At 70.2% G+C, this 21,608-nt stretch carries 16 protein-coding genes and 1 pseudogene; 6 read left to right on the top strand and 11 right to left on the bottom strand.

What is annotated here, in order from left to right; all coding sequences use genetic code 11:
• Positions 1-53 precede the first annotated feature (53 nt).
• The 3 genes from G4Z16_RS13165 to G4Z16_RS13155 all read right to left on the bottom strand — a co-directional run bounded on the left by G4Z16_RS13165 (position 54) and on the right by G4Z16_RS13155 (position 3,356).
• On the bottom strand, positions 54-857 hold the full coding sequence (locus G4Z16_RS13165) for an SAM-dependent methyltransferase (RefSeq protein ID WP_197350963.1): 804 nt from the start codon (positions 855-857) through the stop codon (positions 54-56).
• A gap of 208 nt (positions 858-1,065) precedes the next feature.
• The gene (locus tag G4Z16_RS13160; RefSeq protein ID WP_197350962.1) at positions 1,066-1,791 is read right to left on the bottom strand and encodes a nucleoside/nucleotide kinase family protein; all 726 of its coding nucleotides are present in this window, start codon (positions 1,789-1,791) and stop codon (positions 1,066-1,068) included.
• 11 nt (positions 1,792-1,802) lie between these two features.
• On the bottom strand, positions 1,803-3,356 hold the full coding sequence (locus G4Z16_RS13155) for an FAD-binding protein (protein ID WP_197350961.1): 1,554 nt from the start codon (positions 3,354-3,356) through the stop codon (positions 1,803-1,805).
• A gap of 251 nt (positions 3,357-3,607) precedes the next feature.
• Here G4Z16_RS13155 and G4Z16_RS13150 point away from each other — a divergent pair.
• The 4 genes and pseudogenes from G4Z16_RS13150 to G4Z16_RS13135 all read left to right on the top strand — a co-directional run bounded on the left by G4Z16_RS13150 (position 3,608) and on the right by G4Z16_RS13135 (position 8,446).
• A pseudogene (locus G4Z16_RS13150) lies at positions 3,608-4,545 on the top strand (helix-turn-helix domain-containing protein).
• Positions 4,542-4,748 (top strand): DUF397 domain-containing protein, encoded by a 207-nt coding sequence (locus G4Z16_RS13145; RefSeq protein ID WP_197350960.1) that lies wholly within the window; start codon positions 4,542-4,544, stop codon positions 4,746-4,748. Before G4Z16_RS13150 ends, G4Z16_RS13145 begins: the two are co-directional and overlap by 4 nt.
• Before the next feature lie 106 nt (positions 4,749-4,854).
• The gene (locus tag G4Z16_RS13140) at positions 4,855-7,968 is read left to right on the top strand and encodes an NACHT domain-containing protein (protein WP_197350959.1); all 3,114 of its coding nucleotides are present in this window, start codon (positions 4,855-4,857) and stop codon (positions 7,966-7,968) included.
• 271 nt (positions 7,969-8,239) lie between these two features.
• Complete coding sequence (locus G4Z16_RS13135) at positions 8,240-8,446, top strand: hypothetical protein (protein WP_197350958.1); 207 nt, start codon at positions 8,240-8,242, stop codon at positions 8,444-8,446.
• 87 nt (positions 8,447-8,533) lie between these two features.
• Here the strand turns inward: G4Z16_RS13135 and argS are convergent, their stop codons facing one another.
• Positions 8,534-10,309, bottom strand: a complete 1,776-nt coding sequence (gene argS, locus G4Z16_RS13130; RefSeq protein ID WP_197350957.1) for an arginine--tRNA ligase — start codon at positions 10,307-10,309, stop codon at positions 8,534-8,536.
• Positions 10,310-10,961: 652 nt separating this feature from the next.
• Here argS and lysS point away from each other — a divergent pair.
• The gene (lysS, locus tag G4Z16_RS13125; protein ID WP_197350956.1) at positions 10,962-12,707 is read left to right on the top strand and encodes a lysine--tRNA ligase; all 1,746 of its coding nucleotides are present in this window, start codon (positions 10,962-10,964) and stop codon (positions 12,705-12,707) included.
• A gap of 25 nt (positions 12,708-12,732) precedes the next feature.
• On the opposite strand, the gene G4Z16_RS13120 is transcribed toward lysS, so the two are convergent.
• The 3 genes from G4Z16_RS13120 to G4Z16_RS13110 form a co-directional block, all read right to left on the bottom strand.
• Positions 12,733-14,355, bottom strand: a complete 1,623-nt coding sequence (locus G4Z16_RS13120; protein ID WP_197354477.1) for a DUF2637 domain-containing protein — start codon at positions 14,353-14,355, stop codon at positions 12,733-12,735.
• Between the two features lie 109 nt (positions 14,356-14,464).
• Positions 14,465-15,178, bottom strand: a complete 714-nt coding sequence (locus G4Z16_RS13115) for a DUF3558 domain-containing protein (protein WP_197350955.1) — start codon at positions 15,176-15,178, stop codon at positions 14,465-14,467.
• A gap of 26 nt (positions 15,179-15,204) precedes the next feature.
• Positions 15,205-16,152: a hypothetical protein gene (locus tag G4Z16_RS13110; protein ID WP_197350954.1), complete on the bottom strand. Its 948-nt coding sequence runs from the start codon at positions 16,150-16,152 to the stop codon at positions 15,205-15,207.
• A 199-nt stretch (positions 16,153-16,351) separates the two neighbouring features.
• On the opposite strand from G4Z16_RS13110, the gene G4Z16_RS13105 reads away from it, so the two are divergent.
• The gene (locus G4Z16_RS13105) at positions 16,352-17,545 is read left to right on the top strand and encodes an RtcB family protein (protein WP_197350953.1); all 1,194 of its coding nucleotides are present in this window, start codon (positions 16,352-16,354) and stop codon (positions 17,543-17,545) included.
• 179 nt (positions 17,546-17,724) lie between these two features.
• Here G4Z16_RS13105 and G4Z16_RS13100 read toward each other — a convergent pair whose 3' ends face one another.
• The 4 genes from G4Z16_RS13100 to G4Z16_RS13085 all read right to left on the bottom strand — a co-directional run bounded on the left by G4Z16_RS13100 (position 17,725) and on the right by G4Z16_RS13085 (position 21,592).
• Entirely contained in the window at positions 17,725-18,519 is a 795-nt protein-coding gene (locus tag G4Z16_RS13100) for an SDR family NAD(P)-dependent oxidoreductase (protein ID WP_197350952.1), read from the bottom strand.
• A 56-nt stretch (positions 18,520-18,575) separates the two neighbouring features.
• Positions 18,576-18,911, bottom strand: a complete 336-nt coding sequence (locus tag G4Z16_RS13095; RefSeq protein ID WP_197350951.1) for a YnfA family protein — start codon at positions 18,909-18,911, stop codon at positions 18,576-18,578.
• Positions 18,912-18,981: 70 nt separating this feature from the next.
• Positions 18,982-20,568 (bottom strand): FAD-dependent oxidoreductase, encoded by a 1,587-nt coding sequence (locus tag G4Z16_RS13090; protein WP_197350950.1) that lies wholly within the window; start codon positions 20,566-20,568, stop codon positions 18,982-18,984.
• A gap of 319 nt (positions 20,569-20,887) precedes the next feature.
• Positions 20,888-21,592: a helix-turn-helix domain-containing protein gene (locus tag G4Z16_RS13085; protein ID WP_197350949.1), complete on the bottom strand. Its 705-nt coding sequence runs from the start codon at positions 21,590-21,592 to the stop codon at positions 20,888-20,890.
• Positions 21,593-21,608: the final 16 nt, after the last annotated feature.

The raw sequence follows: 21,608 nt of genomic DNA, 5'->3' as shown, positions 1-21,608 counted from the left end.
CTCCGGTGCGTACGGGGACGGAATCAGACGTCCCGTCGGGAGGCGAGGACCGGTCAGGGCTTCCTTCCGATGCCGGCGTAGAAGAACGCGTCCGCGTCCGTGATGCCGGAGTCACCGTCGGGGCGCCAGCGGTGAGTCGTGGTCAGGCCCGGCTCTATCAGTTCCGTGCCCTCGAAGAAGCGCATGATCTCGGACTTGGTGCGTATCTGCGCCGGGGTCCCGCTCGCCCGGTAGACCTCCACGGCCTTCTCCGCGGCCGGGTTGAAGTCGGGGGTGGCGTGCGAGAGCACCAGGAAGCTGCCGGGGGCGAGGCGCTGGACCATTTCTCGCACGATCTCCACGGGCCCGTCCTCGTCCGGGAGGAAGTGGGTCACGGCGAGCATCGACAGCGCAACGGGCTTGTCCAGATCGATGGTTGAGCGCAGCTCCCGCGATTCCAGCACGGCGTCGTGCCGCAGATCGGCGTGCACGTAGGCCGTCTTGCCCTCCGGCCTGCTGAGGGTCAGCGCGTCGGTGTACTCCAGCACCGTCGGGTCGTTGTCGGCGTAGACCACGCGTGCGTCCGGGGCCACCTCCTGCGCGACTTGGTGCAGGTTGGGCTCGGTGGGGATGCCGGTGCCGATGTCGATGAACTGCCGCACGCCGTACTCGGTGGCGAGCGTCCGCGTCGCACGGTGCATGAAGTCCCGGTTGGCGCGGGCGCCGGTGACGATGAAGGGGAAGACCTCTTTGACCTTCTCCGCCGCCTCCTGATCGACCGGATACCAGTCCTTGCCGCCGAGGTAGTAGTCGTACATCCGGGCGGAGTGGGCCTTGCTGGTGTCGATCTGCTGGGGACGGGCGCCGGATCCGGTCATCGCTGTGCTTCCTCTTCTGCCGCTGCCAGGACGGGTGCAGGGCGAATCACGTCCGTGCCCTTGCCGGTTCGTCAACAGCCCTTCGGTGCAGCCGATTTGAAACTATCAGAACGATGGTTGCGTGTTGAAGGTCCTGGGCGGCGGGACCTTTGCGCCGGTGACCTGGCCATCCGCCCCGGGCGCTCGAGGAAGGCGCCGGCTGCGGCGTTCAGGACGGGAATTCCACGACGAGGTCGGCGGCCTCCCGGCCCGCGGCGACGACGCGGGCATTGGCCTCGTCGGAGCGGTGCACCCAACTCTCCGCCTCGGAGGGCGACTTCCCGTACCGCACATGCCGGTCGATGAGCCGGGCCAGCCGTATGCCGTCGTCGAGGCTCACCCACCAGCACTCGTCCAGCAGCGGGCGGACCGGCCGCCACGCGGGCTCGTCCAGCAGCAGGTAGTTGCCTTCCGTGACGACGAGCGGGACCTCCGGCGGCACCGGCAGGGACCCGGCGACGGGCTGCTCCAACTCCCGATCGAATCCCGGCGCGTACACGGTCTCGCCCTCGCGGGGATGGCGGAGCCGCCGCAGCAGCGCCGCGTAGCCGTAAGGGTCGAAGGTGTGCGGCGCGCCCTTGCGGTCGAGGCATCCGAGGCGGCGCAGTTCGGCGTCGGCGAGATGGAAACCGTCCATCGGGACGTGCACGGCCCGGGCCGGACCGAGCGAGTCGACCAGGAAGGCCGCCAGGGTGGACTTGCCGGCGCCCGGCGGCCCCGCGATCCCCAGGATGCGCCGGCCTCCCCCAGGGCCTTCGGCCTGGGTGGGGGTCCCCCCTGGGGGCACCTCCCGGCGAAGCCAGGGGGAGGAGCGAGGGGGAGTGCCCCCAGCCGCGAGCCGTGCCGCTCTGGCCAGCAGGTCCTGCGGGTCGGCCGACGCCTCCTGTGAACTCATGGTCCTCCCGGTCAGAAGATGCCCTGGCCCGGGACGAGGATGCCCGCGGGGTCGTAGCGGCGGCGGGCCGCCTCCAGCGCCGGCCAGGCGCGGCCGAAGTGGTCCCGCCAGTCGGAGCGTTGGAAGGGGATGGAGCCCACCGGGTACTGCTTGCCTCCCGCGTCGCGGACCTTCTCGTACGCGGCACGGTTGGCCGCGAGCAGCCGGTCGACGGTGGCGGGATCGTCCGGCGGGCTGGTGCGCAGCACCGCGAGCAGGTACGGCGCCGGGTCGTCCGGCATCTGGAGCATCGGCGTGTGCAGCACCTCCCTGCGCAGCGGGTAGAGCAGCACCACTCCGCTCGCACCGACGTCCTCCGGCTTCAGGGCGTCGAGGATGCCGGAGGCCAGGTCCTCGACGGAAGACGACGGCAGCAGCAGGTTGAGCCACGGGTGCGGGTCGTCCCAGAGGCCCTGCTCCTTCTGGTCGGCGACGGAGGGCGCGAGCCGGTCGAGGAACGTGAAGTAGTCGAGAGTGTCCGCGGTCATGCCCGCGCTCTCGAAGCGCAGCCCTGCCAGCAGCGCCTCGTCGTCCGGCTCGGGGCCCGCGGGCGGCCCGTACGCGACGGCCTCCAGCACATGGACGCGGAAGGCCCCGGTCTCGTCGGGGAGCACGAGCCCCTCGACGTAGTCGAAGCGGCCCTCGGTGGTCAGCCGCCGCTGGTCTTCGAGGAAGACGGCCAGGTCGCGGTAGGGGAGCTGGAAGTGCCGCACGGTTTTCGGAGCCCGTACGAGTCGGAGCGTCGCGCCCACCACGATCGCGCACTGGCCCAGGCCCGCACGCACGGCGTCGAACAGGTCGGCGTTCCGCGTCGCCGAGCAGCGCACCAATTCGCCCGCGCCCGTGACGACTTGGAGTTCGCTGACGGTGTCCGTCTGGGTGCCGTGCCGGTGGGCCTGACCGCCGAGACCTCCGACGGACAGCGTGCCGCCGACGGAGAGTTCGAGATAGTCGGTGAAGACCGGAGGCGTGAGCCCTTGGGGCAGCGTGGACTTGGCGACGGCGCTCCAGCGCGCACCCGCGCCCACGGTCACCGTGCCGTCCCCCAGGGCCTTCGTCCTGGGAGGTGCCCCCAGGACGGAGCCGATGTCCTTCAGCGGGGCGGTCTCGATCACCAGGCCGCCCTCGGTCTGAGCCTGCCCGTGCGTCGCGTGCCCCTGGCCGCGGGGCGCCACCGGGATGCCGTGCTTGCGGCAGAAGCGGACCATCACCACGACGTCGTCGACGGAACCGGGGCGCAGAACCGCCGCCGGGCGGCGGTGGACGATGTGCCCGAAGTCCTCGGCCGCGGCGTCGCGCGAGGCGTCGTCGGTGAGCAACTCACCGTCCAGGGGCGGCACATCGTCGAAGTCGCCGCTCGCGGAGCGCGGCGGCCGGGTGCGTTCCGTGGCCCAGGCGCGTGTCGTGGGGTCGAATCCCACCACGGCTGGGGGTCCCCCCAGGCCCGCCAGGGCCAAGGGGGCGGCGGTGGCCAGGCCGTAGAGGGCAGCGGTCCGTCTCGAGGGTTCTGAGCGTTCCCGGCGCATGGGTGTCCTCCTGATGCGGCGTCAGCGGGTGTCTCCCGGCGGTGGATGCTACGCGCGTCCGTGCGGACGCGCGCGCCCTTACCCGCCGGACACGGGGGCCTCCCCAGGTCGAAGGCCCTGGGGTGGCCGTCCCCCGGCCGCGCCGCGCCCCGCCTGTACGGCCCGTGTACCGGTTCCGGCGCGTGACGGTACGTCCCCGGCACAGGTTGAGCAGGACGGGCAGGGGTGGGCACGGGGCACCGGAGGCGGGCATGAGCGAGGGCGCGGAACGCGGACCGGACGGCAGCGAGCGGCCGGTACGGGACGGCAGCGAGTGGCCGGTACGGGACGGCAGCGAGTGGCCGGTACGGGACGGGGCCGAGCGGCCGGTACGGGACGGGGACGACTCGGACGACACCACGGCGGTCGTGAGAACCGTCGGGCGGCTGGTCAGGCTGTGGCGCGAGCGGGCGTCCATGACGCAGGCCGAACTCGGCGCCGCCATCGGCTACTGCCTCGACCAGGTCTCGTCCGTGGAGCGCGGACGGCGAGTGCCACGCGCGGAATTCCTGACCGCTGCCGACGACGCGCTGGGCGCGGGCGGAATCCTCGCGGCGATGTCGAAGGACGTCGCCGAGGCGCGGTACCCGAAGAAGGTCCGGGACCTGGCGAAGCTGGAGGCCGAGGCGGTCGAACTCGGCGCGTACGCCAACCACAACATGCACGGGCTGCTTCAGACGGAGGAGTACGCACGGGCGTTGTTCCTGATGAGGAAGCCCGCCTACGGGACGACGAGGTCGACCAGCAGGTTGCCGCCCGCATGGCCCGGCAGGCGGTCATCAGCGGCAGCACCGCCCCGATGCTCACCTTCGTCCAGGAGGAGGTCACGCTCCACCGGCCCGTCGGAGGTCGCGCTGTGCTCAGGCGGCAGCTCCAACGCCTGCTGGAGGTGGGTCAGTTGCGGAACGTGAACATCCAGGTGATGCCTACGGCCCGCGACGACCATGCAGGCATGGGCGGACCGTTCCAACTGCTGAAGCTCAGGGGTGGTACGGCGGTGGGGCACACCGAAGTCCAGCTCACCAACCGCCTGATCTCCGATCCGAAGGAAGTCCAGCTCCTGGAGATGCGGTATGGGATCATCCGTGCGCAGGCGCTTACACCCAGTGAGTCCCTGGCCCTGGTCGCAAGAGCCTTGGGAGACACATGACACTCAAGTCCGTTGCCGAGAACAGCTCCACGCCCGAATGGGTCAGGAGCAGCTACAGCAGCAACGACGGCCCGGAGTGCGTCGAGGTCGCGGCCGTTGCCCCCGGCAGGGTCCGCGTGCGGGACTCGAAGGACATCGCCGGTCCTCAACTGGCGTTCAGCGCGGCGAGTTGGAGTGCGTTCACGGGCTTTGCCGCGAGTTAGCCGCCCGCGGGCTCGGAACTGACGCGTATCCGACTCCCTTTGGGCGGTTACGGCGCGCGCAGGCCCGTTTAGTGATCTGGGACACGTGCATGGCACTGTGTTGCGGGTGATACGAATTCCCGAGCATGCGCGGCGCCGCTGGCCGCGGCTCATCCTGTTCGCCTTATTCACCTACGTGTCGCTCCACCTGGCATGGGCGCTGTTCACGGCCAATGAACAGGCTGAGGCGGAACTGGTCGGTGTCGTGAGCATGTTCGCCGGGTTGTGGTCGTTCGCGGCGGCGGTCGCCCAGCTCCTTCCCCCGCGCCCACCCCCGCCGGACGCGGCCGAAGCCGCCGACCAGTTGGCGGCCACGGTGCGGGAGCAGTGGTCGGACGAGGTCGAGCACCGTCAGTTGCGGGACCCGGCAGTGATCCCGCTGTCCTGGGCGGCCACCGCCCGACCGGTGACCGCCCCGACCGAGACCGTCGTCGGGCCTCAGGCCGGGCGCGTCACGCGGCTCTCCCTCGAAGGGCGCCTGGAAGGGAACTTCCACCGCGCCGCTTCCCAGCTGGCGGCCGGCTTTCGGCAAGTGCCCAGCAGCAGGCTGGTGGTCCTTGGAGAGCCGGGGGCCGGAAAGACCGTCCTGGCCATCATGCTGACGCTCGGCCTGTTGGCCGACCGCGACTCGCACACCCCCGTCCCCGTATTGCTGTCCGTCTCGGGCTGGGACCCGGTCAGCGAATCGCTGGACGACTGGATCGTCGGCACCCTGGCCACCTCCTACTACGGCGGACAACCGCAGGTCCCGCGCCTCCTGCTGAACCGGCGGATGCTGCTGCCCGTCCTCGACGGGCTCGACGAGATACCCGAAGCGGCCCGCCGGAACGCCGTACGGGGTCTCAACGAGGCCTGCGGCGATGGTCGCGGCGTCGTGGTGACCTGCCGCTCAGTCGAGTACCAGGACGTGATCGAGGGCGGCTCACCCCCACTTCGCCGAGCGCCGGTGGTCGAGGTGGCGCCGGTGTCCGTGGCGGACACCATCGCCTACCTGACCGAGGTCAACTGGCCGGACGGGGTGGACTGGGAACCGGTCTACGCCCAACTGCGGCAACGTCCCGACGGGCAGGTGGCCACCGCGCTGTCCACCCCGCTGGCGCTCTCCCTCGCACGGGGCGTCTACCGCAACTGCGACCGGGACCCGCGCGAACTCCTCGACTTCGACGGCCGGCACGCCATCGAAGACCACCTCGTCGACCACACCATTCCCGCCGCATACGCCCCACCGCCCGGCACCCTCCCCCAGCAGACGGACAGCAGGTGGCAGGAGGAGTCACAGAAGGCGGAGCGGTGGCTGACGTTCCTGGCCACGTACCTTCACCAGCACCGTGAACGGGACCTAGCGTGGTGGCGCATGAGCCGCCGCCTCCTCTCCCGCTGGACAGGACTCCTGATCGGCATCGGGGTCGGGCTGATCTTCCTGCTTGCCGTGACAGCGGCGCAGAAGGCGGCCCACTTGCACCAGATCGATTGGCCCGTCTGGACCGGCGTGACGGTGGCGGTCTTGGTGATGCTCACCTGGTACGGGGCACCGGACCAGTCACCGGGCCGCATATCCTTCGCCCTACGCGGCTCCCTGGACCGGCTGCGCAGCGGATTCCGCACCGGCTTCGCCCTGACATCGCTCGTAGCCGTAACCCTGCTTGGCTCCGCCGGCGTCCTCGTGACCGCCGGCGATCAATGGTCTCCAACGGCACTGGTCTTCTCCGTCCGGTTGACCGCAGTCGCCGTGGGCGCCGCGACCGCCATCGGTCTGGCCTTCGCCGTCCGCAACTGGTTCAACACCCCACCCCAGCACTCCACTCGCACCACCCCCATGGGACTGCTGAACCAGGACCGCAGCTCGTCCGTACTGGGTGCGGGCTTAGCCGGAACCGTCCTCGGGATCACAGGTTTCCCGCTGCTGTGCGCAGCCGCCTCCACCGCGCTCATCGCGGTCCTGGCGCTGACCGGGGAATCGAAGATGTCCCTGACCGAAGCCGCCTCCCAGACGGCCATCGAGACGGGCATCTACGACCGGCTCCTGCCGACACTTGCTGTCACCGCGCTGCCCGGTGCCGTACTCGCCCTTCTGATCCTCCTCTCCCGAGCCTGGCCACGATTCGCCCTGCTCCACCTCGTCCTCGCGATAAAGGGCCAACTGCCCTGGCGCTACACCCGGTTCCTGGCCGACGCCCGAGAGCGCCAACTGCTGCGCCAGTCCGGCGGCCAGTACCAATTCCGCCACATCCGCCTACAAGAACGTCTCGCCGGCCGCTCCCTGGCACAAGATCGTGAACCGGTCCTCCAAACCCGGATCGTCCGCCGACGCCGCCTCCAATTTGCCGCCGCCGTATCCGTGTTCGCGACAGGCGCCCTCCTCGTCAACCAGACCCTGACCGAGGACACCTCTCGCACGACCTTGCCCACCGGCAACGTCGAGGCAATGGCGTTCGGGCCACCGGGACAGCACGTCCTCATTACGGTTGACGACCAGAAAATTGTGCGACGGTGGAACACCGAAACGGGAGAAGGGGTCACGGCAGGGAGGCTTAACGCACCGCCCGTTTATGAGGGCGGCGGAATTGCTACGGGCGAGAAGGGCGCGGTGTTACTCGAGCCCAATATGGGCAGTGACGAGCCCATCTCGAGGGCGTGGGAAGTTCCGTGGAACGGTCCTGCGAGACTGAGGTCGCCTCAACCCGTGAACGGCCCTGAACCACCCACCGCCAAGGTGATATTGAGCACGGGGGGTCGCTACCTGATGATGGCGACTGAGCGGGAGGAGCTGCTGTCGCGGGAAGTGGATGCAGGAAAGGAGTCCCTCCTGAAGGCCCCGGGGGGAGTGTCGCTTGAGAGCGATCTCTCGGCCGTGAATGACAGGAAAACACTCATAAGGTCTGTCATTCGCTCGGAACGCGATTACAGAACCGAGGTGCGCGACCTGAAGAGCGGCAAACTCCGATGCACAATCCGAGGTGAATCGGCGATGCCACGAATCGACGCCCACGGCACACGGTTCATCGCCACCCGGAAAAAGGCCGTGCTCCTCTGGGACAGTCAGTGCCGGAAGATGGACGTCTCACCCATCAAAACGTACGACTACATCGACGAAGTGGCCCTGAGCCCGGACGGCGACCAACTGGCGGCCACCTTCGACGGCGCGACCCACCTGTACCGACTCCCGCCGCCCGGGAAATGACGCGGGGTAACAGGTTCGGCCGCTGCACCGGCCGGGTCTCACCGGTGTGGCGAGCCCCGAGGGCGCACGTCGGGGCGGTCGCCGATCCACGGAGGTGGACCTTTCCGTCCCGAGCCATCGAGCTCCTCACGGACCAAGGACCGAGAGGAATCGTCACAAATGGAACCTCTGATCTGCCTCAGATCAGCTTTCGGCCTCGCCGCCGCCGGGAACGCGTGGTGAAGAGTCCGGAACGACCAAGGACCAAGAAGTACCCAGGGGGAATGAACAGATGGTCGTGTTCGTCGCGTTGGTTGTCTGCGTAGCGCTTCTCATCGGCATGGCCGCCGTCGTCTCCAGGCGGAGGAAGCGGGGGACCGGTCTGAGCGCGGATGGACGGGTCGCCGCCGGCGTGGACCCTTACAGCAACCAGTGGAAGTACAAGGCCCAGATGGGCGGTGGCGGAGGCCACCAGGGCGACAACCTTCCCTACAGCTGAAGCATTTCGCACAGCAGGAACGCCTCCGCCCCGGCCGTCGGCCGGCCGCCTCCGCCCCGGCCGTCGGCCGGCCGGGGCGGCGCGTTCTCAGAGCCGCTCGGGCGTGCGGATGCCGAGCAGCGACATGCCCTGGCGGAGCGTGCGGGCCGTGAGGTCGCACAGGAACAGCCGGTTCTGCACCAGCTGCGGCGTCTCCGCCTTCAGCACCGGGCAGTTCTCGTAGAACGGGCTGTAGAGCGTGGCCAGTTCATACAGGTACGCGGCCAGCTTGTGCGGCTCGTAGCTCTCGGCCACAGCCGCCAGGGTGTCGCCGAACTCGTCCAGGTGCAGCGCCAACGCGCGTTCCGGCGGCTCGAGTTCCAGCGTCGGGTGCACCTGTGGCTTCTCGCCGCCCGCCTTGCGGAAGATGGACTGGATGCGCGCGTAGGCGTACTGGAGATACACGCTCGTGTCGCCCTGGAGGGAGACCATCCGGTCCAGGTCGAAGACGTAGTCGCGCGTCATCGAGTTGGACAGGTCCGCGTACTTGACCGCGCCGATGCCGACCTGGGCGGCCCGCTCCTGGATCTCGTCCTCGCTGAGGTCCTGGGCCTTCTCCCGTACGACGAGGGCCGCGCGCTGCGTCGCCTCCTCCAGCAGGTCCACCAGCCGCACCGACGCGCCGGCCCGCGTCTTGAACGGCTTGCCGTCCTTGCCGAGGACCGTGCCGAAGGCGAGCTGCCGGGCCGCGCCCTCGGGGAGCCAGCCGGCACGCTGCGCGGTCTCGAAGACCATGCGGAAGTGCAGGGCCTGCCGGGCGTCCACGACGTACAGGACGGTGTCGGCGCCGAGTTCGCCGATGCGGTCCCGGATCGCGGCGAGGTCGGTCGCGGCGTAGCCGAAGCCGCCGTTGGACTTCTGCACGATCAGCGGTGTGGGCGTGCCGTCGGGGCCCTTCACGTCGTCGAAGAAGACGCACAGGGCGCCCTCGGAGCGCACCGCGACGCCGGAGGACTCCAGATCCTTCACCACGGCCTGCAGACCGTCGTTGTAGGCGCTCTCGCCGACGATGTCCTCGTCCCGGATCTCGACGTCGAGCACCTCGTAGACGCCCTGGAAGTACGTCTTGGACTCGTCGACGATCTTGTGCCAGAGAGCGAGGGACTCCTCGTCGCCGGACTGGAGCGAGACCACCCGGTCCCGGGCCCGCGCCTTGAACTCCTCGTCCGTCTCGAAGACCGAATAGGCGGACTTGTAGAGCCGGTTGAGGCGCGTCATCGCGGCCTCGCCCTCGTCCTTGGCGTCGGCCGAGTCCGACTCGTGGTCCAGCTCGTGCGGGTGCTCGACCAGGTACTGGATGAGCATGCCGAACTGGGTGCCCCAGTCTCCGATGTGGTGGCGCCGGATCACCTTCTCGCCCTGGTGTTCCAGGATCTGGGTGATCGCGTCACCGATGACCGTCGAGCGCAGATGGCCGACGTGCATCTCCTTCGCCACGTTCGGCTGCGAGTAGTCGATCACCGTGGTGCCGGGCTGCTCGCCGTACGGGACGCCCAGCCGCTCGTCGTCGCGCCGGGCCGCGAGATTGCGGAGGACGGCGGCGTCGGTGACGTCGATGTTGAGGAAGCCGGGGCCCGAGACCTCGGCGGAGGCGATCTCCTCGTTCGGCGGCAGACTTTCCACGACCTTGCCCGCCAGATCACGCGGGTTGGCCTTGACGCGCTTCGCGAGCGCGAGGACGCCGTTGGCCTGGAAGTCAGCCCTGTCGCTGCGTCGCAGCATGGGGTCGATCCACTCTCCGGGAGTGTCCTCCGGCAGGGCAGCCGAGAGGGCCTCCGCGAGGCGCTTGTGGAGCGTGGCGGCGAGCGACGGGACCGAGGGCATGAATGCGAGCCGTTCCGTACGTGGGTGTTGGGTCGGAATACGAGTATTTCACGCGGGCCCCCCGGCCGTCGCCGCGGTATTACGTGTCAACTTCCCGGCCCTGAAGGGTCGGGGCTGGTCCGCCCGGTCGCTGCAAGCCGGGTCGTGCGCGCAAGCCTGCGGTCGGCCGAGCGCGTGCGCCTGGCTTGCGACCCGGCTCGCGTAAGGAAACCGCGCAGCCGTCCTGGAACCGTCCAGACACTCACCGTGCATGCGTCGTGCTGCCACGACGAACACCGGTCGTCAAAGGGCTGAGCTGCCTGGCTGCGGAAGGTGATCGGCTTCGACCCGGCTTTCACTCGCCGCTCGGATGCGGGCTTGCCCAGGTCCCCCGCAGGCACGATTGCCTCCAGCCGCTGCTTGTTCCGGCGACGGAAGAAGCTTCACGTGCACGACCGGCTTCACCCCGCGAACCTGGCTGAGGCCACTGGCAATCGCCCTGACCTGCGATACAGCGACACGACGGCCGTACGCCCCGCCGACCTCAGGAGTCGATTCCTCCCTGGCGTGGACGCCCGGGCTTCCTTGCCATAAGCCCCGTGAAACCGTGCTCGGCGCAGTGGGAGAATGGGCCCCGCAGACATGGCAGCGCAGAGAGAAGGAAGTGCCGGACGTGCCTCAGACCGCCGTCGAGACCGACTGGGTCTCCCGCATCGCCGATGACGTCATCGCCGAAGCGGAGCGTCGCGCGCCCGGGAAACCAGTCGTCTGCGCGTCCGGGCTCTCACCGTCCGGCCCGATCCACCTGGGCAACCTGCGCGAGGTGATGGTGCCGCACCTGGTCGCCGACGAGATCAAGCGTCGTGGCGTGGCGTGCGAGCACATCATCTCCTGGGACGACTACGACCGGTTCCGGAAGGTGCCCGCCGGCGTCGAGGGCGTCGACGCCTCCTGGGACGAGCACATCGGCAAGCCCCTGACCTCCGTGCCGGCGCCGCCCGGCAGCCCGCACGGAAGCTGGGGCGAGCACTTCAAGGCGGCGATGGCGGACTCGCTCGCCGAGCTCGGCGTCGAGTACCGGGGCATCAGCCAGACGGAGATGTACACCTCCGGCGCGTACCGCGAGCAGATCCTTTTCGCCATGCGCGAACGGGAGCGCATCGACGCGGTGCTGGACCGCTACCGCACGCTCGACAAGGCCGCCTCCGCCTCCGGCGGGAAGAAGCAGAAGCAGAGCGAACCGGACGCCGCGGAGATCGAGGCCGAAGAGGGCTCGGGCGCCGCTGCCGAGGACGACGGCTCGGGTGCGGGCGGCGGCGCGTACTACCCGTACAAGCCGTACTGCACGGCCTGCGAGCGTGACACCACCACGGTCACGGCCTACGACGACGCGACGACCGAGCTGACGTACACCTGCGGCAGCTGCGGGCACAGCGAGACCGTGCTGCTGCGCGAGTTCGACCACGGCAAGCTGGTGTGGAAGGTCGACTGGCCGATGCGCTGGGCGTACGAGGGCGTGATCTTCGAGCCCAGCGGCGTCGACCACCAGTCGCCCGGATCGTCCTTCGTCGTCGGCGGGCAGCTCGTGAAGGAGATCTTCGGCGCCGAGCAGCCCATCGGCCCGATGTACGCGTTCGTGGGGATCAGCGGCATGGCGAAGATGTCGTCGTCGAAGGGCGGTGTGCCCACGCCGGCCGACGCGCTCGGGATCATGGAGGCTCCGCTGCTGCGGTGGCTCTACGCGCGCCGCCGGCCGAACCAGTCCTTCAAGGTCGCCTTCGACCAGGAGATCCAGCGCACCTACGACGAGTGGGACGCCCTGGAGCGCAAGATCGCGGCCGGCACCGCGCAGCCCGCGGACCTTGCCGCGCATCTGCGCGCCTCCTCCACGGCCGCCGGGCCGCTGCCCTCGACGCCGCGCCCGCTGCCGTACCGCACGCTCGCGTCCGTGGTGGACGTGACCGCGGGGAACGACCAGCAGACGCTGCGGATTCTGAGCGAACTGGATCCTGAGCGTCCCGTGCGCTCCCTCGACGAGGTCCGCCCGCGCCTGGACCGCGCGCAGCGCTGGATCACCACACAGGTCCCGGCGGAGCAGCGCACGCGGGTACGGGACGAGCCCGACACGGTGCTGCTGGAGTCGCTGGAGGACGAGCAGCGCGAGTCGCTGCGTCTGCTGCTGGACGGGCTGGAGGACCACTGGTCGCTCGAAGGCCTGACGCAGCTCGTCTACGGGGTGCCGAAGGTGCAGGCGGGCATCGATCCGGACGCCAAGCCGACGCCCGAACTGAAGGTGGCGCAGCGGTCGTTCTTCGCGCTCGTCTACAAGCTGCTCGTGGGCAGCGAGACGGGGCCGAGGCTGCCGACGCTGCTGCTGGCGGTGGGGTCGGACCGCGTGCGCAAGCTGCTGGGCGCGTGACGCGGGGCTGCCCTGAGCGGGGCGTTCAGCCCGCGAGCCCCATCTCCGTGTTGTAGCGCTCCTTGAACTCCCGCATGTAGGTGCGCAGATAGGCCTCGCTGAGGAGCGATCCGTCGACGTTGGTCACGCCGTGCCGCTCGTGCAGGGCACGGGAGAGCTGCCGCGCGTTCGGGAAGCTGGCCTGCGCGGCGACGAACTGGCGGTAGGCGAGGAAGTAGAACTCGTCACGGGGCACGCCGTCCGGTATGCCCACAGGCTCGGCCTCGTCGGAGGCGGAAGGCGCGGGTGGTGCCGGATCGCGCTCGGGTACGAAGTCGTACTCGTCGCCCGCGCCGCCCGCCGGCGGCGGTTCCATGAACAGCTGCTGTTCCTGGGCCCGTTGGGGAGGGAGATAGGCGGGGCCGCTGCCGCCGCCGGGCGCGTTGGAGTTGCCCAGCGCGCGGCGCCGGCCGGGGCCCACGGGGACGGTGACCTGGGGGCCGGAGGGCTGTGTCTCCGAGGCGTAGGTGTAGTCGCGGGAGGGTTCGGATTCGCGGGCGGCGGCCGGTTCACGGGCGGACGCAGGTTCACGGGCGGGGCCGTCGTCGGCCTGCGTCCGCTGCTGTGCCTGCTGTGCCTGATGGGGCTGTGCCGGTGCGGCGCCGTCGTTCCGCTGCTGCGGCTGCTCCGGTTCCACCGCCCCGAACTGCCCGTACTGAGCCTGCTGTTCGTACCCGTGCTCGCCGTACCCGTCCTGCTGCTCGTACGCGTACTCCCCGTACCCGTCCTGGTCCTCGTGCGCGTGCTCCACGTACTGCTGCGGCGGTTGCGACTGCCCCTGTGCGACCCCCGCGGCGCGTCCGTCATGGCGCTCCCTGCGGCTCTCCGCGCCCTCCGGCTGCTCGGCGCCCGCGGTGAGTTCGGCGCGCTGCCGCCCCTCGGCCTTGGACGTGAGTGCCGGCGCCGCGCCGCTCGTACGCGTCAGCGTCGCGGGTGCGTCGATGCCGGCAGCCGCCAGACCCGAAGGCCCGGTCTCGGAGAGCGGCACGCCGTAGCGCGCGAGCTTGAGCGGCATCAGCGACTCGACGGGGGCCTTGCGCCGCCAGTTGCGCCCGTAGTGGGCATGCAGCCGGGCCTCATAGACGAGCCGCTCCTGTTCCATGCGGATGACCTCGTCGTAGCTGCGCAGCTCCCACAGCTTCATCCGGCGCCACAGCCGGAAGGTGGAGGGGAAGGCGAGCAGCCAGCGCGAGATGCGCACGCCCTCCATGTGCTTGTCGGCGGTGATGTCCGCGATGCGTCCGATCGCGTGCCGCGCGGCCTCGACCGCCACGACGAAGAGGACGGGAATCACCGCGTGCATCCCCACGCCGAGCGGGTCGGGCCAGGCGGCGGCGCCGTTGAAGGCGATGGTGGCCGCGGTCAGCAGCCACGCGGTCTGGCGCAGCAGCGGGAAGGGGATGCGGATCCAGGTGAGCAGCAGGTCCAGCGCGAGCAGCACGACGATGCCCGCGTCGATGCCGATCGGGAAGAACGGCGCGAAGGCACCGAAGCCCTTCCGTTCGGCGAGGTCGCGCACGGCGGCGAAGGACCCGGCGAAGCCGATGGCGGCGATCGTCACGGCACCGATGACGACCACCGCGACCAATATGCGGTGTGTACGAGTCAGTTGAACGGCCTGCACTGGAGTTGTCCCCCACCCTTGGAAACCTGCGCGGCGCACCAGACTGGCACATGCGTCAAGTCCTTGCCGCACGGGTGCGCCGCGGGGCGGGGCGTCACTTCAGGGAAGCGACCGCTTCCTTGGCCGCCTTCTCGGCGTTCTTCTTCAGGTCGTCGGCCTTGGGGGTCTTGCCGCTCTCGAAGCCGGCACCGGCGTAGTCGACCGTCACGACGACGTTGGCGCTGCGCGCCACGATTCTGTGCTCACGGAAGTCCTCGGACTTCTTGCCGTCCTTCTTCTCGACCTTGTAGCTGAGGGACGTGGCCTTGTCGCCGATCCCGGATGCGGCGGAGGACTTGACGTCGGAGATGGTCTTCTCCGCCTTGACCGCGTCGGCCTGTTGCGTCAGGAAGGTGCCGGCCAGCTCGTCGCCGGAGCCGCGCGAGGCGTCGGACTCGAAGCGCTTGAGGGAGACGGTCAGCTGCTTGTAGTCGAACTTGTCCAGGCCGCTCCACAGGCAGCTGCCGGAGTCCTTGGTGTTGCCGGAGCCGATCCGCTTGCCGGAGGCGTTGTCCGTCTTCGGGGTCAGCTTCTTGACCGTGTCACGGGAGACGGTCTTGCAGGCGTCGGGCAGCTCCTTGATCTTCACCGGAGCCGCGCTCGCCTCACCGCCGCCGTCGTCGGAGGAGGCCGAACCGCCGGTCCCGCCGCCGGAGTCGGAGGAGCAGCCCGCCACCAGCAGCGCGGGGACCGCCACTGCCGCGCAGGCAAGCGTCCGGGCGAGACGCGGTGAGCGTCGCTGTGATGTTCGCTGAGTGCTACGGGACATGATTCCTTCGCTTCCAGTCGTTTGCGTCAGTTGTCGTCGAAGTCCCCGGCGAGTTCCTCGGCCACGCTGCGAGCCTTCTCCTGCAACTCGGCGCTGTCCGGGGTGCGCCGCTTGTCCGTGAGCCACTGGTCGTACCGGATCGTGGCGATCACGTTCGCGCTGCGGAAGACGAGCGTGATGTCACGGTGGACACCTGAGTCCGCGGTGTCCAGTTGGTCGTCGATGTAGGCGTTGTCGCCGATGCCGTCGAGAGTACGAGGAGAGAGATCCTCATCCGGGGACTGGGACGCGTCGGGGTCCTTGTCGGATTCGCCGTTGGCGCCGCTGTCGGATTTCTCACTCCCGTCGTCGCCCTTGTTCTCCGCGTCCTGGCTCCCGGCGTCCTCGCTCTTGTCGCCGCCCTTGGCGTCGCCGTTCGCGTCGCCGTTCTCGCCCTCGTCGCCGTTGCCGTCCTCGGACGGTGAGCCGCTGTCCTCGCCGGTCGGGATCTCGGCCTGGCCCGCGCGCTCGTCGTAGAGGAGCTGCGCGCGCTTGTCATCGCTCACGGCCGGGTCGTAGGAGACGACGCGTTCCAGGTCGACGGCGAGATGGCGGGTGGCGAGGCTCGTCGCGCTCTTCCAGCGGCAGCCCACGCGGCGGTCGGTGTCGTAGGTGACCGTGGCCTCGCCCTTGTACGGGGAGGAGTCCGGACCGGCCTCGGCGTTCTTGCCCGACGTGGTGCTTCCGGAGGTGCTCTCGGCGGCCTCCGCGCCGGGGAGCAGCTTCTTGAGGGTCTCGATGCCGACGGCTCCGCAGGGCTCGGGGAGCGTGCGGTACTTGCCCGGTTCGGCCGGAGGCGGGGCGGAGGAGGAGTTGCCTGCCTTGGTGTCCTCGCCGTTGCCCTCGTCGGGCGATCCGGTGCAGGCGGTGAGACCTCCGGAGAGCATGACGGCCAGCGCGACGCCGGTCAGATACGTCCTTGCCCTCCGCTGCACTGTCTGCCTCCTGCTCGGCGCTTCTGCCGCCGGGTCGAAAACGAGTTGAAGCCGTGACGGGGCCACGGAAGACAATGTCTACCGCACGCACGCCTGGGCCGTCCGTCCAGGGGGTGCATATGTTGCGCGAAGTCCAGCTTTTCCGTTTCGTGGAATCGGTGGGCCTTTTTGTTTTCCGTCCATGGGGGAGTCGAGAAACATGCCTTACACCGAGGTGCCGGGCGCCCGCGTCCCGATCCGCATGTGGGCCGATCCGGCGGGCGTCGAGGACGTCGCCATGCAGCAGCTCCGCAACGTCTCCACGCTGCCGTGGATCGAAGGGCTCGCGGTCATGCCTGACGTGCATTACGGCAAGGGGGCCACGGTCGGTTCGGTGATCGCCATGAGGGGCGCGGTGTGCCCGGCCGCGGTCGGCGTCGACATCGGCTGCGGCATGTCCGCGGTGAAGACGTCCCTGACCGCGAACGATCTGCCCGGTGATCTCTCCAGGCTCCGCTCGAAGATCGAGCAGGCGATCCCGGTGGGGCGGGGGATGCACGACGAGCCGGTGGACCCGGGCAAGCTCCACGGGTTCCCGACCGCGGGCTGGTCCGACTTCTGGAAGCGCTTCGACGGCGTCGCCGAAGCGGTCAAATTCCGTCAGGAACGGGCCACAAAGCAGATGGGAACGCTCGGCTCGGGCAACCACTTTGTCGAGCTGTGCCTCGATACCGACGGCGCCGTGTGGGTCATGCTGCACTCGGGCTCGCGGAACATCGGCAAGGAGCTGGCCGAGTTCCACATCGGTGTGGCGCGGGAACTCCCGCACAACCAGGGCCTGGTCGACCGCGATCTCGCCGTCTTCGTGGCGGACACCCCGCAGATGGAGGCGTACCGGCACGACCTGTTCTGGGCGCAGGAGTACGCGAAGCACAACCGCGACGTGATGACGGGCCTGCTCAAGGACGTGCTCCGCAAGGAGTTCAAGAAGGCGAAGCCCCGGTTCGATCCTGTGATCTCCTGCCACCACAACTACGTGGCGGAGGAGAGCTACGAGGGCATGGACCTGCTGGTGACGCGGAAGGGCGCCATCCGGGCCGGTGACGGGGAGTACGGCATCATCCCGGGCTCGATGGGCACCGGCTCGTACATCGTGAAGGGGCTCGGCAACCCGGCCTCCTTCCAGTCGGCCTCGCACGGCGCGGGCCGGAAGATGAGCCGGAACGCCGCGCGGAAGCGCTTCTCCGCCCGTGACCTGGCGGAGCAGACGCGGGGCGTGGAGTGCCGCAAGGACTCGGGGGTCGTGGACGAGATTCCCGGTGCCTACAAGCCGATCGAGCAGGTCATCGACCAGCAGCGCGACCTCGTCGAGGTCGTGGCGCAGCTGAAGCAGGTCGTCTGCGTCAAGGGGTGAGCGGGCCGGGTGGTGCCGCGGGCCGTCGAGGCCGGCGGTACCGCCCGGTCGTGGCCGCCCGTGCCCGCTCGTGGCGGGACGTCCGGACGGCCGTCACGGCGGACCGGACGGGCCCTCGCGGCAGGCACGACCAGGGCACGGGCCGGGACGTGTCCGCCCGCGCGGCTCCGGGGCTCGCGTCAGCGTTCGCGGTGGACCTTCGTGTTCGAGGCCTGGGCGCGGGGACGGAGGACCAGGAGGTCCACGTTGACGTGCTTGGGGCGGGTCACGGCCCAGGTGATCGTGTCAGCCACGTCCTCCGCGGTGAGCGGCTCGTCGACGCCCTCGTAGACCTTGGCGGCGCGCTCGGCGTCTCCGCGGAAGCGGGTCAGCGCGAACTCGTCGGTCTTCACCATGCCGGGCGCGATCTCGATGATGCGTACGGGCTCCCCGCACAGCTCCAGGCGCAGCGTCTCGGCCAGCACGTGGGCGCCGTGCTTGGCTGCCACGTAACCGCCTCCGCCCTCGTACGTGGCCAGGCCCGCGGTGGAGGAGACGACCACGACCGTCCCCTCGCCGGAGTCGGGGGTACCACCCTGGCCGTCAGGCCCAGGGGGAGACTGGCACAGCGCCGGCAGCAGCGCCTGCGTGAGGTGCAGTACGCCGAGGACGTTGACCTCGTACATGCGGCGCCAGTCGGCCGGGTCGGCGGTGGCGACGGGGTCCGTGCCGAGCGCGCCGCCCGCGTTGTTGACCAGGACGTCGCAGCGGTCGAGCCCGGCGGCGAAGGCGTCGACGGCGGCGCGGTCGGTGACGTCGAGCGTGTGGGCCACGGCTTCGTGGCCCGCGTCGGTCAACTCCGCGGCCAGGGCGTCGATGCGGTCCTGGCGCCGGGCTGTGAGCACGACCCGGTAGCCGGCGGCGGCCAGTTGGCGTGCGGTGGCGGCGCCGATACCACTGCTGGCGCCGCTGATGACGGCAGTACGGATGCTCATGGCGCAAAGGCTACGTCGTACGGGCCACTTGTCTCCGGGGCGGTCGCGGGCCCCGCTCATTCACCACGGGGTGCATACATGATCAGCGCGACTCCGGCGAGGCAGACCAGCGCCCCCGTCACATCCCAGCGGTCCGGCCGGAAGCCGTCGACGACCATGCCCCAGGCGAGCGAGCCGGCGACGAAGACGCCCCCGTAGGCGGCGAGGATGCGGCCGAAGTGGGCGTCGGGCTGGAGGGTTGCGACGAATCCGTAGACGCCCAGGGCGATCACACCGGCGCCGATCCAGGCCCAGCCGCGGTGTTCGCGCACTCCCTGCCAGACGAGCCACGCTCCGCCGATCTCCATCAGCGCCGCGAGCGCGAAGAGGGCGACGGAGCGCGCGATCAGCATGTCCGCAGGGTACGTGAGAGCGCCGCGCGTGGACGGGGTGCCGGAGCACGGGCGCCGCCGCCCGCAGGCCTCAGTCCGCCACGCGCAGGGCCGGTGATCCCGTCCACTCGGCCAGCGCCTGGCGCATCCCCCGCGGGTCGGGCCTGTCGCTCGCCCAGGCGATGTAGCCGTCGGGGCGCACCAGCAGGGTCCGCTTGCCGACGGCTGCCGAACGGACGTGCACCGTACGGTCGTCGGCCTCCTCGCTCGTGTTCGGGGGCGGAGCGGCGAGGGGCGAGACGAGGACGAACGCGCCCTTGCGCAGCGTCTCGTAGAGCCGTCCCGAGGTGAGCGGCAGATCGGGCGCGCGCTTCCCGGCGAGCGGGTGGGAGCCGCGAGGCGACGGGTAGGAGATGCCGATGCCGGAGACCATGCGCACCGCGCGGTTCGCCAACGGCCGTACCCGGTTGACGACTTCGGCGCCGGTGGAGCGCAATGCGCGGCCCGCGGCGGAGCGGGCGAGGGCGAGCCTGATGATCGCGCCGCTCATGCGCAGCACGAGGGTGCCGACCGGGTGCCGTTCCTTGTCGTACGTCTCCAGCAGCGTGACGGGGGAGTGGCCGCGCAGCACCGCCGAGAGCTTCCAGGAGAGGTTCGCGGCGTCCTGGAGCCCGGTGTTCATGCCCATCCCGCCGGCCGGCGAGTGGACGTGCGCGGCGTCGCCCGCGAGGAAGACGCGGCCCACCGTGTAGCGCGGCGCCTGCCGTTCGTCGCTGTGGAAGCGGGAGATCCAGCGGGGGTCGTGCATCCCGTGGTCGGAGCCCAGCGCGTTGAGGGTGAGCTCCCGGACCTCTTCGAGGCCGGCGCTCTCTCCATCGGGCCGCTGCCGGTGGCGGTTCCAGCCCATGACCCGGTACCAGCCGCCGCCGAAGGAGGCGATGAGCGCGAAGGCGTCCTCCGTCGCGTTGACGAGGAAGGGCGTGTCAGGGGGGTCGGACAGCCGCACATCGGCCAGCACGATGGAGCGGATGACGGACTTGCCGGGGAACGGCAGCCCGAGGAGGCGTCGGACGGTGCTGTGAACGCCGTCGGTGCCGATGAGATACGGGGCGCGCAGCGTGCGGACCGCTGCGGGGACCTTGTCTTCCGCCGGGCGGTCGTCGTGGGTGGGTGCGTCCGGGTCCTGGCCGGGCCGCCGTGCCTCGGTGACGTCCAACTCGACGCCGGCCGCGTCCTGTCGGAGACCGAGGACCTCCGTGCCGTACAGGAAGGTCACTCCGGCCTTGCGGGCGCGCCGCTCCAGCAGCCTCTCCACCTCGAACTGGCCGGTGATCAGCACGAACGGGAAGCGCCCCGGCAGCTGCCCGGGACGGAGCACCGCCCGTCCGAAGAAGCCGAGCGTCTCCATCCGCGCGCCGGTGCCGATCAGCTCGTCGGCCAGCCCGCGGGCGTCCAGCTGCTCGAGGGTGCGGGCGTGCACGACGAGCGCGCGGGAGAGGTTGCTGATCGACTCGTCGCGTCGCTCGACGAGGGTCACCCTGTGGCCCGCCTCGGCCAGGTCGCCGGCGGCCATCAGCCCTGTGGGCCCGGCGCCGACGACGAGCACGTCCGACGTGCCGGGGGTCTCTGCGTGCGGGGTGCCGGTGGGAGCCGTGCCGTCCGTGCCGCTGCGAGCCATGGAATCCTCCCGGGAATGCGGATGCCGGCGCACGTTGGTCAACGCCCGTTGGCACAACGGTAGGACGGCCCGCAGGGGGTGTCAACGCACGTTGGCCTACGGGTGTTGGCATGACTGTGAAGGGGTGCGAGGTCGCCCTTTGAGGTGCGAGGTCGCCCTTCGAACGGCCGCGGGTCAACGAGGTCGGCATGGGAACGAGGTCGGCATGGGCGGGCCCCGTCCTCACGCGGCCTCTCACGGGAGTCTCCGGCGTGCCGGCTCGGGTCAGGCCCGGACGCGGGGCCGTCCGCCGGCGGCGCCGCTCGCGGGAGGTGCGCGCTCAGGCCTCCAGCCGCGCGCAGAAGACGTCCACCAGGCGCTCGAGGAAGGCGTGCCCCTCCTCGCCGGGCTCCATGGAGATCGTTCCGCCGCCCCAGTCCACTGTGCCGACCATGTCCTGGTACTCGGAGTGCAGGTGGTGCAGGATCCCGCCGACGCGTGCCCTGGGCAGGTCGAGCAGCTTGCACACGGGCTGCACGTACGGCTGCCAGCGGGTCGTGACCGCACGGCGCAGCAGCTCGCCGACCTGGGCGTCCCTCCCGGTGATGTCCAGCCGGGCGCGCAGCGGCAACGCCAGCGCGTCCCCGAGCAGTTCGGCCTGCCGCTTGGTCAACTGCCAGCGCCCGCTCCGCTCCATCTCCTCGTACTCGGCGGGGGAGAGGCCCAGGCGCAGCGCCATGTCGAAGGTGGAGACCCCGCGGGCGAGGCGGTGCTGGTGCACGTTGCTGAGCGACCCCATCAGATCGCCGACGGAGCACCACAGCACGCCGGCCAGGGCGGTCAACTCCCGCTCCCCGGGGCTCTGGTCGCCGGACTCCCAGCTCAGGACGGTCAGCGGAGTGACCTGCACTCCGTAGGCGCTGAGCATGGTCGACGCGACGTCCTCGGCCCGCATCCCGAGCGCCTGGCGCGTGCTGCGCGCCGCCTCACGGTTGAACGCGGGCCTGCGGGGGTCGGATGACGTGTACGGGGACAAGCGGTCCACTTCTCAGGTCTTCCTC

This window comes from Streptomyces bathyalis, assembly GCF_015910445.1.
In the GTDB taxonomy this organism is placed as follows: Bacteria; Actinomycetota; Actinomycetes; order Streptomycetales; family Streptomycetaceae; genus Streptomyces; species Streptomyces bathyalis.
The sequence above is the reverse complement of the archived record's forward strand: the minus strand, read 5'-3'. Positions and strand labels throughout refer to the sequence as shown.